We start from the raw sequence: 15,612 nt of genomic DNA on the forward strand, positions 1-15,612 counted from the left end.
CTCAGTTGGTAGAGCATCAGCTTCCCAAGCTGAGGGTCGCGAGTTCGAACCTCGTCTTCCGCTCCAGAGAGAGACAGATGCTTTTTATCGCATCTGTCTCTCTTTTTTGTATCCGCGCGGAAAAAAGTGCCGAGGCGGTCATGCGCTTTCCCGGCTGAAGGAAAACCCGACTACCTCTCCCCGAATCCCCCGAAAGAGGGAGGTTTAACTCCCGATCTCCCCAGAAAAAGGGATTTATACCCAGCCGTACATCCCCTAAATTTGTATCCCGAAGAGGAGAGGAAATCGTTATCTTTGCTCCTCGCTATCGACCCATATGGAAAACGAATCGATTTGTCGCCCCCTGTCGGAGCTCTCCACCTCCGAGAGCGGCGTCATCGTCAAAGTCCGCGGTCACGGCTCGTTCCGCAAGCGCATCGCCGAGATGGGCTTCGTGCGCGGCAAACGGGTGACCGTCATTAAGAATGCCCCGCTGATGGATCCCGTCGAATACGAGATCATGGGGTATCATATCGCCCTGCGCCGTAGCGAAGCCGAGCGAATCGAAATCTCGACCGCTCCTGACGCCTCGACCGCCTCCGCCAGCGGGACAGCCCTTGCTCAGGTCTTGCAGACCGACGAGATCGCCAACCGCTTCCTTCACGAAGCCGGACGAACCATCCAGGTCGCCCTGGTCGGCAATCCCAATTGCGGCAAAACCTCGCTCTTCAACCTCGCCAGCGGCTCGCACGAACGCGTCGGAAACTACAGCGGCGTGACCGTCGAAGCCAAAGAGGCGACCGCCCGGCAGGCCGGGTATACGCTCCGCCTGTCCGATCTGCCCGGAACCTACTCCATCACCGAATACACCCCCGAAGAGCTCTACGTGCGGCGGCATATTCTGGAGCAGATGCCCGACGTGGTGATCAACGTCGTCGACGCTTCGAATCTGGAGCGTAACCTCTTCCTGACCACCCAGCTGATCGACATGAACCTCAAGGTGGTGATCGCCCTGAACATGTACGACGAGCTGGAGCGGAGCGGAGCGCGGTTCGATTACGAGGCTTTGGGGCGGATGATCGGGATTCCGATCGTGCCTACCGTGGCGTCGAAAGGCGAGGGGATCGACGCCCTGTTCGACCGCGTCATCGCCGTTTTCGAGGACAACGAGCCGATGGTGCGTCACATCCATGTCCACTACGGCGAGGAGATCGAGTGCAGCATTCGGGCGCTTCAGAGCCTGATTTGGCAGAACTGCGACATTGTGGCGCGCTATTCGTCGCGTTACCTGGCTATCAAACTGTTGGAGGGCGATCGCGAGACCCTTTCCCTGCTGGACGGAGTGGCCAATTTCGACGAGATTCGTCAGGCGGTCGAGCGGGAAACGGCCCGTTTGGAGCGACTCTACAACGATTCGGTCGAGACGGTGATAGCGGATGCGCGGTACGGTTTTATCGCGGGGGCGCTGGAGGAGACTTTCGTGCCCGGGACGGGGGATAAAAACCGGAAGGCGACGCGAATAGATCGCATTATGACCCACCGTTTCTGGGGGTTTCCGATCTTTTTTCTGCTGATGTGGCTGATGTTCGAGGCGACGTTTACGCTGGGCGGCATTCCGGCCGGATGGATGGAGAGCGGGGTGGAGTGGCTCGGCGGCTGGGTCTCCGGCGCGATGGCCGAGGGGCCGCTGCGCGAGTTGCTGGTGGACGGGGTGATCGGCGGGGTGGGGGGCGTGATCGTCTTTTTGCCCAACATACTGATTCTCTTCTTCTTTATCTCGCTGATGGAGGATACGGGCTATATGGCTCGGACGGCTTTCCTGATGGATCGTTTCATGCACCGGATCGGGCTGCACGGCAAGTCGTTCATCCCGCTTCTGATGGGGTTCGGGTGCAACGTGCCGGCGATTATGGCTACGCGGACGCTGGAGAGTCGCAAAGATCGCATACTGACGATGCTGATTCTGCCGTTTATGTCGTGTTCGGCCCGGTTGCCGGTCTATGTGTTGCTGATTTCGGCTTTTTTCCCGACGGGGCAGGGGCTGGTGCTGATGTCGATCTATGTGATCGGGATCGGGGTGGCTGTTCTTTCGTCGGTGGTGCTCAAACGGTTGCTGTTCCATCGGGCCGAGGCGCCTTTCGTGATGGAGTTGCCGCCGTATCGGATTCCGACGGCGCGCAGTGTCGTACGGCATATGTGGAATAAGGGGTCGCAGTATTTGCGAAAGATGGGGACGGTGATTCTGGTGGCTTCGGTGTTGATTTGGGCGTTGGGACACTATCCGAGGCCGACGGCGGAGCAGGAGGCGGCTCTTGCGCCGTCGGAGCTGGCGGAATGGCAGGCCGAACACTCCTATATCGGGCGGTTGGGGCATGCCGTGGAGCCGGCGATGCGGCCGTTGGGTTTCGACTGGAAGATCGGGGTAAGTCTGTTGAGCGGTCTGGCGGCGAAGGAGATTGTGGTGAGCACGATGGCGGTGTTGAATCGTCCGGCGGAGGTCGCGGTAACGGGTGGTGCGGCTGGCGGCGGCGAGGAGGTGTGGCGGGCGGAAGAGGCGGCTTTGGCGCAGGAGGCGGGCGAGGTGGACCGGCAGTTGGTGCGGAGTCTGCGGGCGCAGCGGCATATGTCGGGGACTTTGGCGGGGCAGCCGGTCTATACGCCGCTGGTGGCTTATACGATGATGTTGTTCATCTTGTTGTATTTTCCTTGCGTGGCGGCGGTGGCGGCGATCCGAAAGGAGGCGGGCTGGCGGTGGGCGCTCTTTTCGGTGCTCTATACGACGGGGCTGGCGTGGGTGGTTTCGTGCGCGGTCTACCAGATCGGCTCGCACTTCTTTTAATTCCTCGATTTTCTGTACCCCGTTTTTATTTACAGGAGGGTACTGTTCTCTTTGTGAACAAAGAGAACCAGAAAAACTTTAGAGCGCATCCCTACGGGATGCTCTGGCCGTGTCTGCCCGGTAGGTTGGGCTGGGTTTTCTCGGCGGGGCGCTATAATGCGAGTATTACCCCAATGCGCCCGCGCCGGAAAACCACAGCCCAACGAAACAAGGCGGAGATAACCCGTGGTCGTCCCAACGGGACGACCTCTGCAAAAGTCTTTTGGGTACCTTTTCTTCAGAAAAGGTACGGTTCTATCCGGCACAAAGAACTGCGTGCGAGAAATCGATCAAATAATAGAATAGAGAGATGACCCAGGAGACGATAGTATGGATTGTGGTCGGAGTGTGCGCCGTGATAGGAGCCGTGTGGGCCGTGCGGAGAGTGCGAGGCAAAGCCACCCGCTGCGGTTGCGGTTGTGCCGGTTGTTCAGCCTCGGCCAAATCCTCGAAAAACAGTTGCGGCCGGCGTACTGACACCGACCGCATATAAAACCGTGGTGCGACCGAACCGTCGCAGCCCTTCTATCGAATTTTCAGCTTTTTGCCTAACGGCAGCGTCGCCTCCCGGTTCAGGTTGTTCAGCGCGCAAAGGTTGGATACCGTCGTGCCGAAACGCCGGGCAATCCCCCACAGCGTATCCCCCGACCGTACCGTATAAGTCGTCGTTGTCGAAGCGGCCGTCGCCGTTTTGCCGGTATGGCTCGACGTGCTGCTGCCTGCCGAGCTCGTGTCCTCCCGATCCGTCGCCTGCGACGGAGCCAGACCGCTCGCCCGGTTCTGCGCCACGATGCGTCCGTTGGCCTGCTTCGTCACCGAGAGCACCCCGTTCTGCAACCGGTGGTTGTGGTAGTCGATCACCAGGGCCGGATTGATGTGCTGTCCCTGTACCCGCACCTCGAAATGGCAATGCTCCGTCGTTGCCCGTCCCGTCCGTCCGATCAGACCGATCGCGTCGCCCGCCCGTACCACATCGCCCACCCGCACCAGATTGCGCGTGTTGTGTGCATAGAGCGTCTCCAAACCATTCTTGTGCCGGATCACCACACAGTTGCCGTATCCGCTGTAGAGCTTCGACATGCGCACCGTTCCGGCGAACGCCGCCCGTACCGTGTCGTTTTTCACCCCTTTGATATCGACCCCCGTGTGCACGCCCCGTCCCCGCGGCCCGTATCCCGACAGGAACCGGCCCCGATAAGGGTAACAGAACCGTTGTTCGTTGAGTACCACGATAAAACGGTTGTTGCCCTTGCCGAACGGATCGTAATACGAGAATTTGACGTGTTCCGTTTCGTTCGGTTGGAACTGGTGCACCGGCGGAGCGGTCGCCGTGACCGTCCCTTCCGCCGCCGCCACCTCCGCTTCGTCTACGACCGTATTTTCCTCCTTCGGCGTGTTGATGAACGTCGGTACCGGTTTGTCCCGCACCGTTGCGTCCGGCATGGTCAGCGCACGCGCCAAAGCCGAAAGCTCCGAATCCTCCGAATTTTGCGCGGCGTCTTGCGGAGCGCTCGTCTGTAAAGCCTGTTCCGTCTGTAAATCTGCGGCATTCTCCTGTGCGGCAGGTTCTTCCGGAGTCGTATGCTCGTCGTCCGTTTCCGTGTCCGTCGGTTGAGCTCGTCGCTGCGTATTCGCCGCCATCATCGCCCGTTGCTGTTCTGCCTTGGCCGCTTCCGCCGCTTTGGCCTGTGCCTGACGCTCGGCCAGCAGGCGCCGGGCCTCCGCCTTGCGCCGTTTGTCCAATGCCCGCTGCTCTCTGGCGGTCAAAGTCGGCGTCACCTCCGACACTTGCGTCACCGACCCCGACACTTGTTGTTGCCGAGGCGGACGAACGGTCGTCTGAGCAGCCGTCGCAGTTTGAACCGGAGTTTGTACGGGTTGCTGCGCCGCAGCTTCGGGAGCGGGTTGCGGGGCTTCCTCCTGCTTAGGTGCCGGCGGCGGAGTCGGTTCCGGCGAAGCCGCCCGGCGGGTGACGAATGAAATATTTTTTATCTGAGCCGCCGATGCTTCGGTGGCTTTCGGAATCCCCAATCCGCCCCGCACCGGCCTCACCGGTTCGTTGTCCCGTTCTGCCGCCGCCCGCTGCTCCTGGGCCCGCAGCCGGGCCTCTTGTCGCAGCTGACTTCGTGTCCGTTTAGGTACGGGTACCGACGGCGTTGCCGACGGTACCGGCTGGGTCACGTAGCTCCGCGGGGCGATCACCTCGGCTTGCGACCGGGCGAGCGTCCCTTCGTTGTTGCTGCGCGGCCCCCGGGTGTACTCCTGTTTCGGGATACGGCTCGGAGTGGGCGCTTCGCTGCGGGTCTCGGTCATCAGCCGCTCGCTGCGCACGACGGTCGATTGCGAGTAGTTGTCGAACGAGCGTGTCAGGAGTCCGGTGGTCGCCACCGGAGCCAGCTTCGGGGCGCAACCTGCCGTCCCCAGCCATACGGCTCCGATCAGCCAGTATGCCAGCCGAATACCTTTCGAATTTCTATGAGAAAATCTTTCCACGTTGCAAAGATAGTGAAACCCGGGTGTAATCGGTTGTCGGTACTTCGTTTTATCCGTTCTCGACGCGGGCTGTAAAATCCCTATCTTTACGATCCGATGTCCAAAAAATAGACATTTTTGTTTTGCTCTGTTTTGGCAAAATATTTATTTTCAGGCGAGTATGGATAATGGTACACCTGTTGAGAGACTTCGCATCGGGCGGAAATAGAACAAACGTCGGACGACCGGTCGTTTTACGAAACGATGAGCCGAGTGGTGGGGGAGTTGCGAAACGCGGACGCAACCGGATATCGAACTGAGGGGAGACGACCCGGCGGAGACGGCAGAGCGCCTGATAGACCGAATCATTCGAACCGGAGGGGAGGAGTAAACCCGAAAATCGCTAACTTTGTCTTCGTAAATGCGACAACGGCGGATCGTGAAACGAATAAAACGCACAAACAGTTATGAGTGAATCTATTAAGTGTCTGATTGTCGGCAGCGGGCCGGCGGGCTATACGGCGGCGATCTATGCGGCCCGGGCGAACCTCGCGCCGGTGGTTTACGAGGGGATCGAACCGGGAGGGCAGCTGACGACGACGACCGAAATCGAGAATTTTCCGGGCTATCCGGAGGGGATTTCCGGAACGGCGATGATGGAAGACCTCAAGAAACAGGCCGAACGCTTCGGGACGCAGGTGCGGTTCGGGGTGGTGACGAAGCTCGACCTGAGCGCGCGCCCGTTCGCGGTGGAGATCGACGGCGGAACGACGGCGCTGCGGGCCGAAACGGTCATTATCGCGACGGGGGCGTCGGCGAAGTACCTCGGGCTGCCGTCGGAACAGAAGTTCCGGGGGATGGGGGTCTCGGCGTGCGCGACGTGCGACGGGTTTTTCTACCGCAAAAAGGATGTGGCGGTGATCGGCGGGGGAGACACGGCGTGCGAGGAGGCGACTTATCTGGCGTCGCTGTGCCGGCAGGTCTATCTGGTGGTGCGCAAGAATTATCTTCGGGCGTCGAAGGCGATGCAGGAACGGGTCTTCACGACGCCGAACATTGAGGTGATCTTCGAACACAACATGCGCGAGGTGCTGGGAGACGAGAACGGGGTGACGGGGATGTTGCTGGAGTCGACGGCGGGGGCGGAACGGAGGGTCGATGTGGACGGTATATTTCTGGCGATCGGCCACCATCCGAATACGGAGCTGGTGGCGGGGCAACTCGAACTGGACGAACAGGGATACATCATCACGCATCATGGGCAGACGAATGTGGCGGGTGTTTTTGCGGCGGGGGATGTGCAGGATCCGCGCTATCGGCAGGCGATCACGGCGGCGGGGTCGGGCTGTATGGCGGCGCTGGAGTGCGAACGCTTCCTCGCGGAACATACATTGTAATTTTTAATCGTTCGTTTACCGTGTCTACCCGCATGGAACTGCCGCTTGTTGGCTTCGCGTTGCCTTCGGCTTCCTCGTGCTACCTCGGCATAGCCCGTAAACGGTCTCTGCTCTCGGAACGCTACTCGGTTCCTCCTCGCCGCTCGGTAATTTGCAAACTGCGTTTGCATTACGCTCGCTGGCAGCGTCGGTTGAAAGAAAGCGGCGCAAAGAACTTTCATAATAGCTACGCTACTCCTCAGGCTCCGCAGTCCTCAGTCTTCGCGAGTCTGTCGGGCTGGGTTTTCTCGGCGAGCGCGCTTAGGGTATCATGCCCAATTATTTAGCGCGCTACGCCGGAAAACCACAGCCCAACCAACCGAGACTTGGGCCGTCGGCAGCTTGAGGATGCGTAAGCATCCTCCAAAAGTCTTTTGGGTACCTTTTCTTCAGAAAAGGTACGGTTCTATACAGGGCAAGTACAAATAATAGAATGAATATAAAGAACAGATTAATATGTCGAAATTGATGGACCCGATTGTGGGTCAGTTGATGGGATTGCGTTACAAATCCCATCCATGGCACGGCGTGAATATCGGCGACGAAGCACCCGATAAGGTGACCTGTTTTATCGAGATCGTTTCGACCGACACCGTCAAGTACGAAGTCGATAAGGAATCCGGTTACCTTTTTATCGACCGGCCCCAGAAATATTCCAATACCGTCCCCGCCCTGTATGGTTTTCTGCCCCAGAGCTATAGCGGCGAGCTCGTGGCCCAGCTCAGCAACGAAGCCTTGCAGCGTACCGACATCCACGGCGACGGCGACCCGGTGGACGTTTGCGTGCTGACCGAGAAGACCATCACGCACGGCGATATCCTCGTTCATGCCAAGCCGGTGGGTGGGATCCGGATGATCGACCACGACGAGGCCGACGACAAGATTATCGCCGTGCTGAAGCACGATGCCGTTTACGGCAATGTCGACGACGTGTCGCAACTGCCGCCGTTGGTGGTGGAGCGTCTGCGGCACTACTTCCTGACCTATAAGGACTTGCCGGGTGCTAAGCGGAACGTCGAGATCACCCACATTTATGGCGCCGACGAGGCCAAAGAGGTGATTCGGCGGTCGATGGAGGATTATCACAACCGTTTCCACAACCTGGAGGCGCTGCTCAAACTGTAGCTGCGGTTCGGGAAAAATATGCGCGCCGGCCTCTTCGGGACAAGAAGAGGCCGGCGCGCATATTCTTAATTTAGATACCTAATTGAATCTAAAGAGCTGCGTTAATGTGATTTTTCCATTTACTACTTCCTATGTACTTCCCTTCGGCATTCCAGACCCTGAAATAGCAAATAGCATTCGGTTGAGGAGAACATGGAATTTGTGTTCCTTCAATATCAAGTGTAGAGGACATAGCTTCGATATTCTCTAAAGTTAAGTTCTGTAAGTTTATTCTTTGAGAATTCGTATAAGCTTTTTTGTACAAAAAACAACTACCTCCGGCTATAGTTGTCAGTGTTAAAACCATGAGAATTAACTTGATTCTCATGGTTGTAGTGTTTTAATTACCTCTAATTTGATTCCTGAAAATCTCTGTTCCTATGAAGTTGCCATTTGCATCGTAAAACCTTTCGACGCATTTTGCTTTCTTTTGTTCTTTATACGGAATAGTTACATCAATATCTAAGTAAAATTCGGTTACAGCTAAAGCTTCCAAATTTTTTAAAGTCAAATAGTTTGTTGGAATTGAGGACGCTACTTCTTTAAAATAGAAATGACTTGCTAACGCAATTCCAATGATCAATGTACTTGTCGTACATTAATAATGGTGTTTCTGTTCATAACGATAAAGTTAAGTTTGTTTTAGTTCGGTAATTCGAATCTCACGAGATACCCCTCCAGTGTCTTGTCGTTCAGCGCGAACGCATACAGATAGCGGTCGTCCGGCGATATTGTCGGAAAACAGACCGGCCGATCCAACGAATAGGTTGCCAGTGGTCGTCCGTTCCAATCCATCACGAAAATTTCTCGAACGTAGCCTGCGCCATAGCCGTTCCGCGCGATCGATGCCTCCCGATCGAGGCGGTCAATCCGCGGGTCTGCACAGTAGATCCTTCTCCCGGTGACACTCAATTGATAACCGTTGTCGTGGTTCGCCGTAAAACGAACCCGGTCGCGCCCCTGCGGTTCATATTCGGGAATCTGGCAGAAAGGCCGCTCGATTTGCTGCGCTTTTCCCTCTTCGAGATCAAACAACAAGACCAATTTCGAATTGGCATTGGAATAGGCGAACCGATTCCGTGTCGGATGCTTTGCAACACTACCTATATAGGCTTCTGCCCGTTGCCCATAGGGCATGGAACCGCGGTCGTCCGGATAGGGAATATCCAGCGGTTCCCACGTTTCGCGGCGGGTGTCGTACAGCGAGAAGAGACTGTTGTGCCCGTCGAACGTCTGGGCGATGCAGAGGGTGTCGTCGATCGGCACGAGTTCGTAGGCCGGGATAGGATTCGTTTCGCCGTAACGTTCTTCCGTCCAACTCGATAGGTCGAACAACCGTGCCGCCGAATCCAGCGGGATGCGGATCGAATGTCCCAGCGGATTGTAAGCGACTGCGACGAGTGTTTGGGAGTTCGGAAAATAGAAGGCCTCCGCATCGGTCGCCTCCCACGGGCCGCGCCCCTGTCGTAGAAACGAACCTAGAAACAGCAGAGAGTCGTGTTTCGACCGGTAAACCGAGAACAGTGCGTCGTCGGTCGCTCCCTCGAAAATCAGAAGGTCGCCGGCGAACAGGAAATCACCCTCCCCGTAGATCGGCCGGTCCCACGACACGATTTCGGCAGTCAACCGGTAATTCGTCGTCGTGTCCCACCGTTCTTCGCCCCAGCGCTGCTCGGGGCCGGGCGTGCAACCGAAAAGCAACAAACAAGCTCCAATGGTTAAGAAAAACCGCATAGCTTACAGTGATTTTTACAAAGGAATAAAGTAAATACGACACATAGAAAGAGATTATGATTTTTTGTTACAGAGGTTGGTTGGGGGGGTGTAATCTCTCTTTAGGATATATAGAATTTGTAGTGTGTAATTCATAGAATGGATTTTGGGAATGCGAATTTTATTGTACTTGATAATTGCTATGCTTTTCGTCGAATTATTCTCCCTATATTTGTAGAACTCAAAAACGAACGAAACGATGAAAAAAGGACATTGGATATTGATTATCGTGCTGGGGGCGATCGTGGTGATAGCGGCCGGTATTTACAGCTGGGTCAAAGGGAATTACAACGGGTTGGTGGAACGCAGCCAGGAGGTGGCGGCACAGTGGGCCAACGTGGAGAACCAATACCAGCGCCGGGCCGACCTGATTCCGAATCTGGTGGCTACGGTCAAAGGATATGCCACCCACGAAAAGGCGACGCTCGAAGGGGTGATCGATGCGCGGGCCCGGGCGACGCAGGTGCGGATCGACTTCAACGACTTGAACGAGGAGACCTTGGCCAAATATGCGCAGGTGCAGGGTGAGTTGTCTTCGGCGTTGAGCCGGCTGATGGCGGTTTCGGAGGCCTATCCCGACCTCAAGGCGAACCGGAATTTCACCGATTTGCAGACCCAGCTGGAGGGGACGGAGAACCGGATTGCGACCGAACGCAGGCGGTATAACGATGCGGTGCAGGCGTATAACGTTTATGTACAGCAGTTTCCGCGCAATCTGATCGCCGGGATGTTCGGTTTTACGCCGAAAACTTTCTTCGCGGCGGAGGCGGGGGCGGACAAGGCCCCGAAAGTGGAATTTTAATCGACTTCCCGGAGGATGTGTAGTATGACGGGCGGTCGGATAAAGCGTTGGGGACTGGCGCTGGCGGGTGTTTTTCTGCTGGCGGCGGGCGGTGTGCGCGGACAGGCGGTTCCGAAACCGATGTCACCGCCGCGGCTGGTGAATGACTATGCCCACCTCTTTTCGCCGGAGCAGCAGCGCGTGCTGGAGGATAGCCTGGCGGCTTTCGATGCGGCGACTTCGACGCAGATCGCGGTCGTGACGGTCACCGACCTCGACGGTTACCCGGCGGCGGAGTATGCCACGCGGATTCTGGAACAGTGGGGTGTCGGCTCCCGCGAGCACGACAACGGGGTGGTGCTGCTGGTCAAGCCGCGGAACCGGTACGGGCGGGGCGAGATGTTTATTGCGGTGGGGTACGGACTGGAGGGGGCGTTGCCGGATATCACGGCGGGGCGGATTATCGATGACGAGATGATTCCGTATTTGCAGTTCGATCCGCCGAATTATTACGCTGCGGTGGCGGCGGGTACGGCGGCGATTCGGGCGGCGGTGCGCGGAGAATACACGGCACGGCAGGTGGAACGGGAGCCGGGGTTTTGGGACGGGGCGACGTGGATACTGACGGCGGGGGTGGTGTTTTGGATCGTGATTCTGCTGATCCGTTCCTATAAAAAAGGAGGATCGGATGATGACGATTCGAATACAGGAGGACGGGGTGGAAATGGTGGTCGGCGAGTTTATCGGGGCAGGCCGATGATGTTTCCTCCGATCTTTGGCCGTGGCTTCGGTGGGGGATCGGGAGGCTTCGGCGGTTTCGGGGGCGGACGAACGGGCGGCGGCGGGGCCGGGCGCTCGTTTTAATCGTTCGATTATCTGTGTCTGCCCGCATGGAACCGTACCTTTTCTGAAGAAAAGGTACCCAAAAGACTTTCGTGATAGCTACGCTACGCCTTAGGCTCCGCAGTCCTCAATCTTCGTGATTGCTTTTGGGTCGGGGTTGTAGCGCGACCAAAGTTTGGCTCGCATTAACGCGCTACAACTTCCGGCCCAAAGAAGAGTCCAAGAACCTGGCCGCCGGCAGCTGGAGGATGCGTCAGCATCCGTCTAAAGTTTTTTTTGTTCTTTTTGTTCACAACCGACGCTGCCAGCAAGAGCAATGCAAACATAGTTTGCAAATTGCCGAGCGGCGAGGAGGAAAACGAGCGCAGCGAAGTTAAAAAGAACAGTACCCTCCTGATAAGGTACAGATAACGAAGAATTAAAAATAGAGGAGAGTTATGCTTTATCCGTTGAAATTCAAGCCCATTTACAAAGAGCGTATTTGGGGCGGTCGGAAGATCGAGACCGCATTCGGCAAGCAACTTCCCGCCGGAGAGAAAATCGGCGAGAGTTGGGAACTTTCCGGCGTAGACGGCGATATATCCGTCGTAGCCAATGGTCAGCTCAAAGGGAATAACTTGCAGGAGCTCACCGAGATCTATATGGGAGATTTGGTCGGCGACAAAGTATTCGAACGGTACGGTGAGGAATTTCCGCTGCTGATCAAACTGATCGACGCCGACGACAACCTCTCGATTCAGGTGCATCCGGACGACGAACTGGCCGCCGAGCGGCACCAGTCGTTCGGAAAGACCGAGATGTGGTACGTGGTGGGACATGAAGCCGGAGCGCAGCTCTATTTGGGATTCAACCAGCCGGTCGATCGGGCGAAATACCTCGAATATCTGAACGCCGGGCGGCTGGCAGAGCTGCTGACCGCTTACAAAGTCGAAGACGGCGATTCGTATTTCATTCCGGCCGGTACGATTCATGCCATCGGGAAAGGGCTGTTGATCGCTGAGATTCAGCAGACTTCGGATATTACCTATCGGGTTTTCGACTGGAACCGCGTCGATCCGAAGACCGGAAAGGGGCGAGAACTGCACACCGAACTGGCTTTGGACGCGATCGAATATAAATCCCGGTCGGATTATAAGACCGTGGCCGCTCCGCAGGTGAATGCGCCGGTGACCCTCGAAAAATGTCCCTATTTTCAGACCAGCTCGTTGATCGTGTCGGGTGAAGCGGTGCGGGATTACGCCGCATTGGACTCGTTCGTGATCTATGTTTGCCTGGAAGGGCAGTTGGAGCTGGCCTACGACGGCGGAACGGAGACGATCGCTAAGGGCGAGACAGTGCTTGTGCCGGCCGAATTGAACGAGATCGTGCTGCGGGGGAGCGGGAAGTTGCTGGAAGTCTATATTCCGTAGGCGATGGGCCGGGAAGGCTGTTTTTTTCTGCGGAATCTTGGAAATCCTCCAAAGAAACCCTACCTTTGCCCTGCTTTTAATTAATAGACCGTATAATTACATGAGCAACTACATCGACACCCAGAAGAAACAGGAACTGTTTCAGAACTATGGGAAATCGGCTACCGACACCGGTTCGCCGGAGAGCCAGATCGCGCTTTTCTCCTTCCGGATCGCGCACCTGACCGAACACCTCAAACAACACAAACACGACTACAACACCCAGCGGTCGCTGCTGAAACTCGTCGGGAAACGGCGCAGCATGCTCGACTACCTGATGAAAAACGACATCGAACGCTATCGGGCCATTGTCAAGGCGCTCGGGCTGCGTAAGTAATTCGGGCCATTCCGGCGCAAGTCGTATTTTTGTTATAAAACAAGGCGGTTTTTCTGTCCTCGGCAGAGAAACCGCCTGTTTTTTTACGAATCACCCCCTCGCTATATTTGCAGGGGGCGTTTTTTTTGTAACTTAGTCCCCGAATTTTCAAGGAAAAAACCATGTATTACAACGCAACCAAAAAGAATATCGAGCTGAGCGGCGGCCGGACGATCGAAATCGAAACCGGCAAACTCGCCAAACAGGCCGATGGAGCCGTGGTCGTGCGGCAGGGCGATACCATGCTGCTCGCGACCGTCGTGGCGGCGAAGGATGCCAAAGAAGACGTCGACTTCATGCCGCTTTCGGTCGAGTATAAAGAGAAATATGCCGCCAACGGGCGCTTTCCGGGTGGTTTCCTGAAGCGCGAGGCACGGCCGTCGGATTACGAAATCCTCGTTTCGCGCTTGATCGACCGGGCTTTGAGACCGCTCTTTCCCAGCGACTACCACGCCGAAGTATTTGTGACCGTCACCTTGCTCTCGGCCGATCCGGACATTCAGCCGGATGCACTGGCTGGGTTGGCCGCTTCGTCGGCGCTGGCCGTTTCGACCATTCCGTTCGGCGGGCCGATCTCGGAGGTGCGCGTGGCGCGGATCGGCGGCGAATTCGTCATCAATCCGACCTTCTCACAGATGGAAGGCGGGGCGTGCGACCTCGATATCATGGTGGCGGCGACCTACGAAAACATCATGATGGTCGAAGGCGAAATGAAAGAGGTCTCGGAGGCTGTGATGCTCGACGCCATCAAGTTCGCCCACGCCGAAATCAAGAAACAGTGTCAGGCGCAGCTCGAACTGATGCGCGAGGTGGGGAAGACCGAAAAACGCACCTACTGCCACGAACAGAACGACGCGGCCTTGCGGGATGCCGTGGCGGCGGCTACCTATGACAAGGTGTACGAAGTGGCCAAGAGTCAGTTGCCCAAACACGAACGCAGCGATAAATTCGACGAAGTTTTGACCCAATACCTCGCCGATTTCGCCGCACAGTACGGCGAAGAGGAGCTGGCGGCCAAGGAGAGCATGATTCGGCGGTACTTCCACGATTATGCCTTGAAACCGGCCATGCGGAACATGATTCTCAACGACGGGATCCGGCTCGACGGGCGGAAAACCACCGAAATCCGGCCGATCTGGTGCGAAGTGGGCTATCTGCCGGCGCCGCACGGCTCGGCGATCTTTACGCGGGGCGAGACCCAGTCGCTGACCACCGTGACGCTCGGGACGAAACTCGACGAAAAGGTGATCGACGACGTGTTGCGCGAGGGAACCGAACGGTTCGTGCTGCACTACAACTTCCCGCCGTTCTCGACGGGCGAGGCGCGGCCGGCCAGAGGGCTGTCGCGGCGCGAAATCGGACACGGTAACCTGGCTTTCCGGGCCTTGAAACCGATGATTCCGGACGAGGGGGATTGCCCGTATGCGATTCGCGTGGTTTCCGATATTCTGGAATCGAACGGTTCGTCGTCCATGGCGACGGTTTGCGCCGGGACGCTGGCGTTGATGGACGCCGGGGTGAAGATCAAAAAACCGGTGTCGGGGATTGCCATGGGGCTGATTGCCGAAGGAGATCGGGTAGCGGTGCTGTCGGATATCCTGGGCGACGAGGATCACCTCGGGGACATGGACTTCAAGGTGACCGGGACGGCGGACGGGATTACCGCCACGCAGATGGATATCAAGGTGGACGGCCTCTCTTATGACGTGCTCGCGGCGGCGTTGGAGCAGGCGCGTCAGGGGCGTATGCACATCCTCGGGAAGATTACGGACACCATTGCGGCGCCGCGCGAAGACTATAAACCGCATGTGCCGCGGATGGTACAGATCACCATTCCGAAGGAATTCATCGGCGCGGTGATCGGGCCGGGCGGCAAAGTGATCCAGGAGATGCAGAAGGAGACGGGGACTACGATCACGATCACTGAAGAGGGCGAGATCGGCAAGGTCGACGTCTTCGGCGCGAATAAAGAGGGGGTCGATGCGGCCATTGCCAAGATCAAGGGGATGACGGCGGTGCCGGAGGTCGGGACGATCTACCACGGGAAGGTGAAATCGGTGGTGGCGTTCGGCGCGTTCATCGAAATCCTGCCGGGGAAAGACGGCTTGCTGCACATCTCGGAAATCGACCATCGGCGGTTCGAAACCATGGAAGAGACGGGGATCAAGGAGGGCGATATGATGGATGTGAAACTCATCGCGGTAGATCCGAAGACGGGCAAGCTGAAACTTTCGCGTAAGGTGCTGATTGAAAGACCGCAGTAATTTTTTACGGCGGCTACGTATTTTTTCGAGTCGGTGCGCCTGTTTTGGAACGGAATTTGTAAATATTCCGAACCGAAAGGAAAAATAACCGATGCCTTTTATACTTGTTCTTTGGCTACGGGAGGGTACTGTTCTCTTTGTTCACAAAGAGAACCAGAAAAACTTCAGAGCGCATCCCTGCGGGATGCTCTGGCCGTG

At 56.9% G+C, this 15,612-nt stretch carries 11 protein-coding genes and 1 pseudogene; 8 read left to right on the plus strand and 4 right to left on the minus strand.

What is annotated here, in order from left to right; all coding sequences use genetic code 11:
* The first annotated feature begins 316 nt into the window (after nucleotides 1-316).
* Entirely contained in the window at nucleotides 317-2,818 is a 2,502-nt protein-coding gene (gene feoB / locus Q9S52_RS09005) for a ferrous iron transport protein B (RefSeq protein ID WP_304708878.1), read from the plus strand.
* Nucleotides 2,819-3,382: 564 nt separating this feature from the next.
* On the opposite strand, the gene Q9S52_RS09010 is transcribed toward feoB, so the two are convergent.
* Complete coding sequence (locus Q9S52_RS09010) at nucleotides 3,383-3,718, minus strand: LysM domain-containing protein (RefSeq protein WP_297628297.1); 336 nt, start codon at nucleotides 3,716-3,718, stop codon at nucleotides 3,383-3,385.
* Nucleotides 3,715-4,213: pseudogene (locus tag Q9S52_RS09015) on the minus strand (M23 family metallopeptidase); the annotation flags it as partial. The pseudogene Q9S52_RS09015 and the gene Q9S52_RS09010, both read right to left, overlap by 4 nt.
* 1,583 nt (nucleotides 4,214-5,796) lie before the next feature.
* On the opposite strand from Q9S52_RS09015, the gene trxB reads away from it, so the two are divergent.
* Nucleotides 5,797-6,726 (plus strand): thioredoxin-disulfide reductase, encoded by a 930-nt coding sequence (gene trxB, locus Q9S52_RS09020; RefSeq protein WP_297831162.1) that lies wholly within the window; start codon nucleotides 5,797-5,799, stop codon nucleotides 6,724-6,726.
* Between the two features lie 495 nt (nucleotides 6,727-7,221).
* The gene (locus Q9S52_RS09025; RefSeq protein ID WP_294593874.1) at nucleotides 7,222-7,890 is read left to right on the plus strand and encodes an inorganic pyrophosphatase; all 669 of its coding nucleotides are present in this window, start codon (nucleotides 7,222-7,224) and stop codon (nucleotides 7,888-7,890) included.
* An 88-nt stretch (nucleotides 7,891-7,978) separates the two neighbouring features.
* Here Q9S52_RS09025 and Q9S52_RS09030 read toward each other — a convergent pair whose 3' ends face one another.
* Together Q9S52_RS09030 and Q9S52_RS09035 are read right to left on the minus strand one after the other, a co-directional pair.
* Nucleotides 7,979-8,257 carry a hypothetical protein gene (locus tag Q9S52_RS09030; RefSeq protein ID WP_304708879.1) on the minus strand — a complete coding sequence of 93 codons (279 nt, stop codon included), beginning with the start codon at nucleotides 8,255-8,257 and terminating at the stop codon, nucleotides 7,979-7,981.
* 314 nt (nucleotides 8,258-8,571) lie between these two features.
* Nucleotides 8,572-9,663 carry a hypothetical protein gene (locus Q9S52_RS09035; protein ID WP_304708880.1) on the minus strand — a complete coding sequence of 364 codons (1,092 nt, stop codon included), beginning with the start codon at nucleotides 9,661-9,663 and terminating at the stop codon, nucleotides 8,572-8,574.
* A 238-nt stretch (nucleotides 9,664-9,901) separates the two neighbouring features.
* Between Q9S52_RS09035 and Q9S52_RS09040 the strand changes: the two genes are divergently transcribed.
* From Q9S52_RS09040 to pnp, 5 genes are all read left to right on the plus strand, one after another.
* The gene (locus Q9S52_RS09040; RefSeq protein ID WP_300728338.1) at nucleotides 9,902-10,504 is read left to right on the plus strand and encodes a LemA family protein; all 603 of its coding nucleotides are present in this window, start codon (nucleotides 9,902-9,904) and stop codon (nucleotides 10,502-10,504) included.
* Nucleotides 10,505-10,519: 15 nt separating this feature from the next.
* On the plus strand, nucleotides 10,520-11,347 hold the full coding sequence (locus tag Q9S52_RS09045; RefSeq protein ID WP_300728336.1) for a YgcG family protein: 828 nt from the start codon (nucleotides 10,520-10,522) through the stop codon (nucleotides 11,345-11,347).
* Nucleotides 11,348-11,763: 416 nt separating this feature from the next.
* A complete protein-coding gene (locus tag Q9S52_RS09050) occupies nucleotides 11,764-12,735 on the plus strand; it encodes a type I phosphomannose isomerase catalytic subunit (RefSeq protein WP_300829423.1) in 972 nt (323 codons plus the stop codon).
* A 100-nt stretch (nucleotides 12,736-12,835) separates the two neighbouring features.
* Nucleotides 12,836-13,111, plus strand: a complete 276-nt coding sequence (rpsO, locus tag Q9S52_RS09055; protein WP_294591613.1) for a 30S ribosomal protein S15 — start codon at nucleotides 12,836-12,838, stop codon at nucleotides 13,109-13,111.
* Nucleotides 13,112-13,272: 161 nt separating this feature from the next.
* The gene (gene pnp, locus Q9S52_RS09060) at nucleotides 13,273-15,414 is read left to right on the plus strand and encodes a polyribonucleotide nucleotidyltransferase (RefSeq protein WP_297628295.1); all 2,142 of its coding nucleotides are present in this window, start codon (nucleotides 13,273-13,275) and stop codon (nucleotides 15,412-15,414) included.
* The last annotated feature ends 198 nt before the right edge of the window (nucleotides 15,415-15,612 follow it).

Source organism: uncultured Rikenella sp. (assembly GCF_948810725.1).
In the GTDB taxonomy this organism is placed as follows: Bacteria; Bacteroidota; Bacteroidia; order Bacteroidales; family Rikenellaceae; genus Rikenella.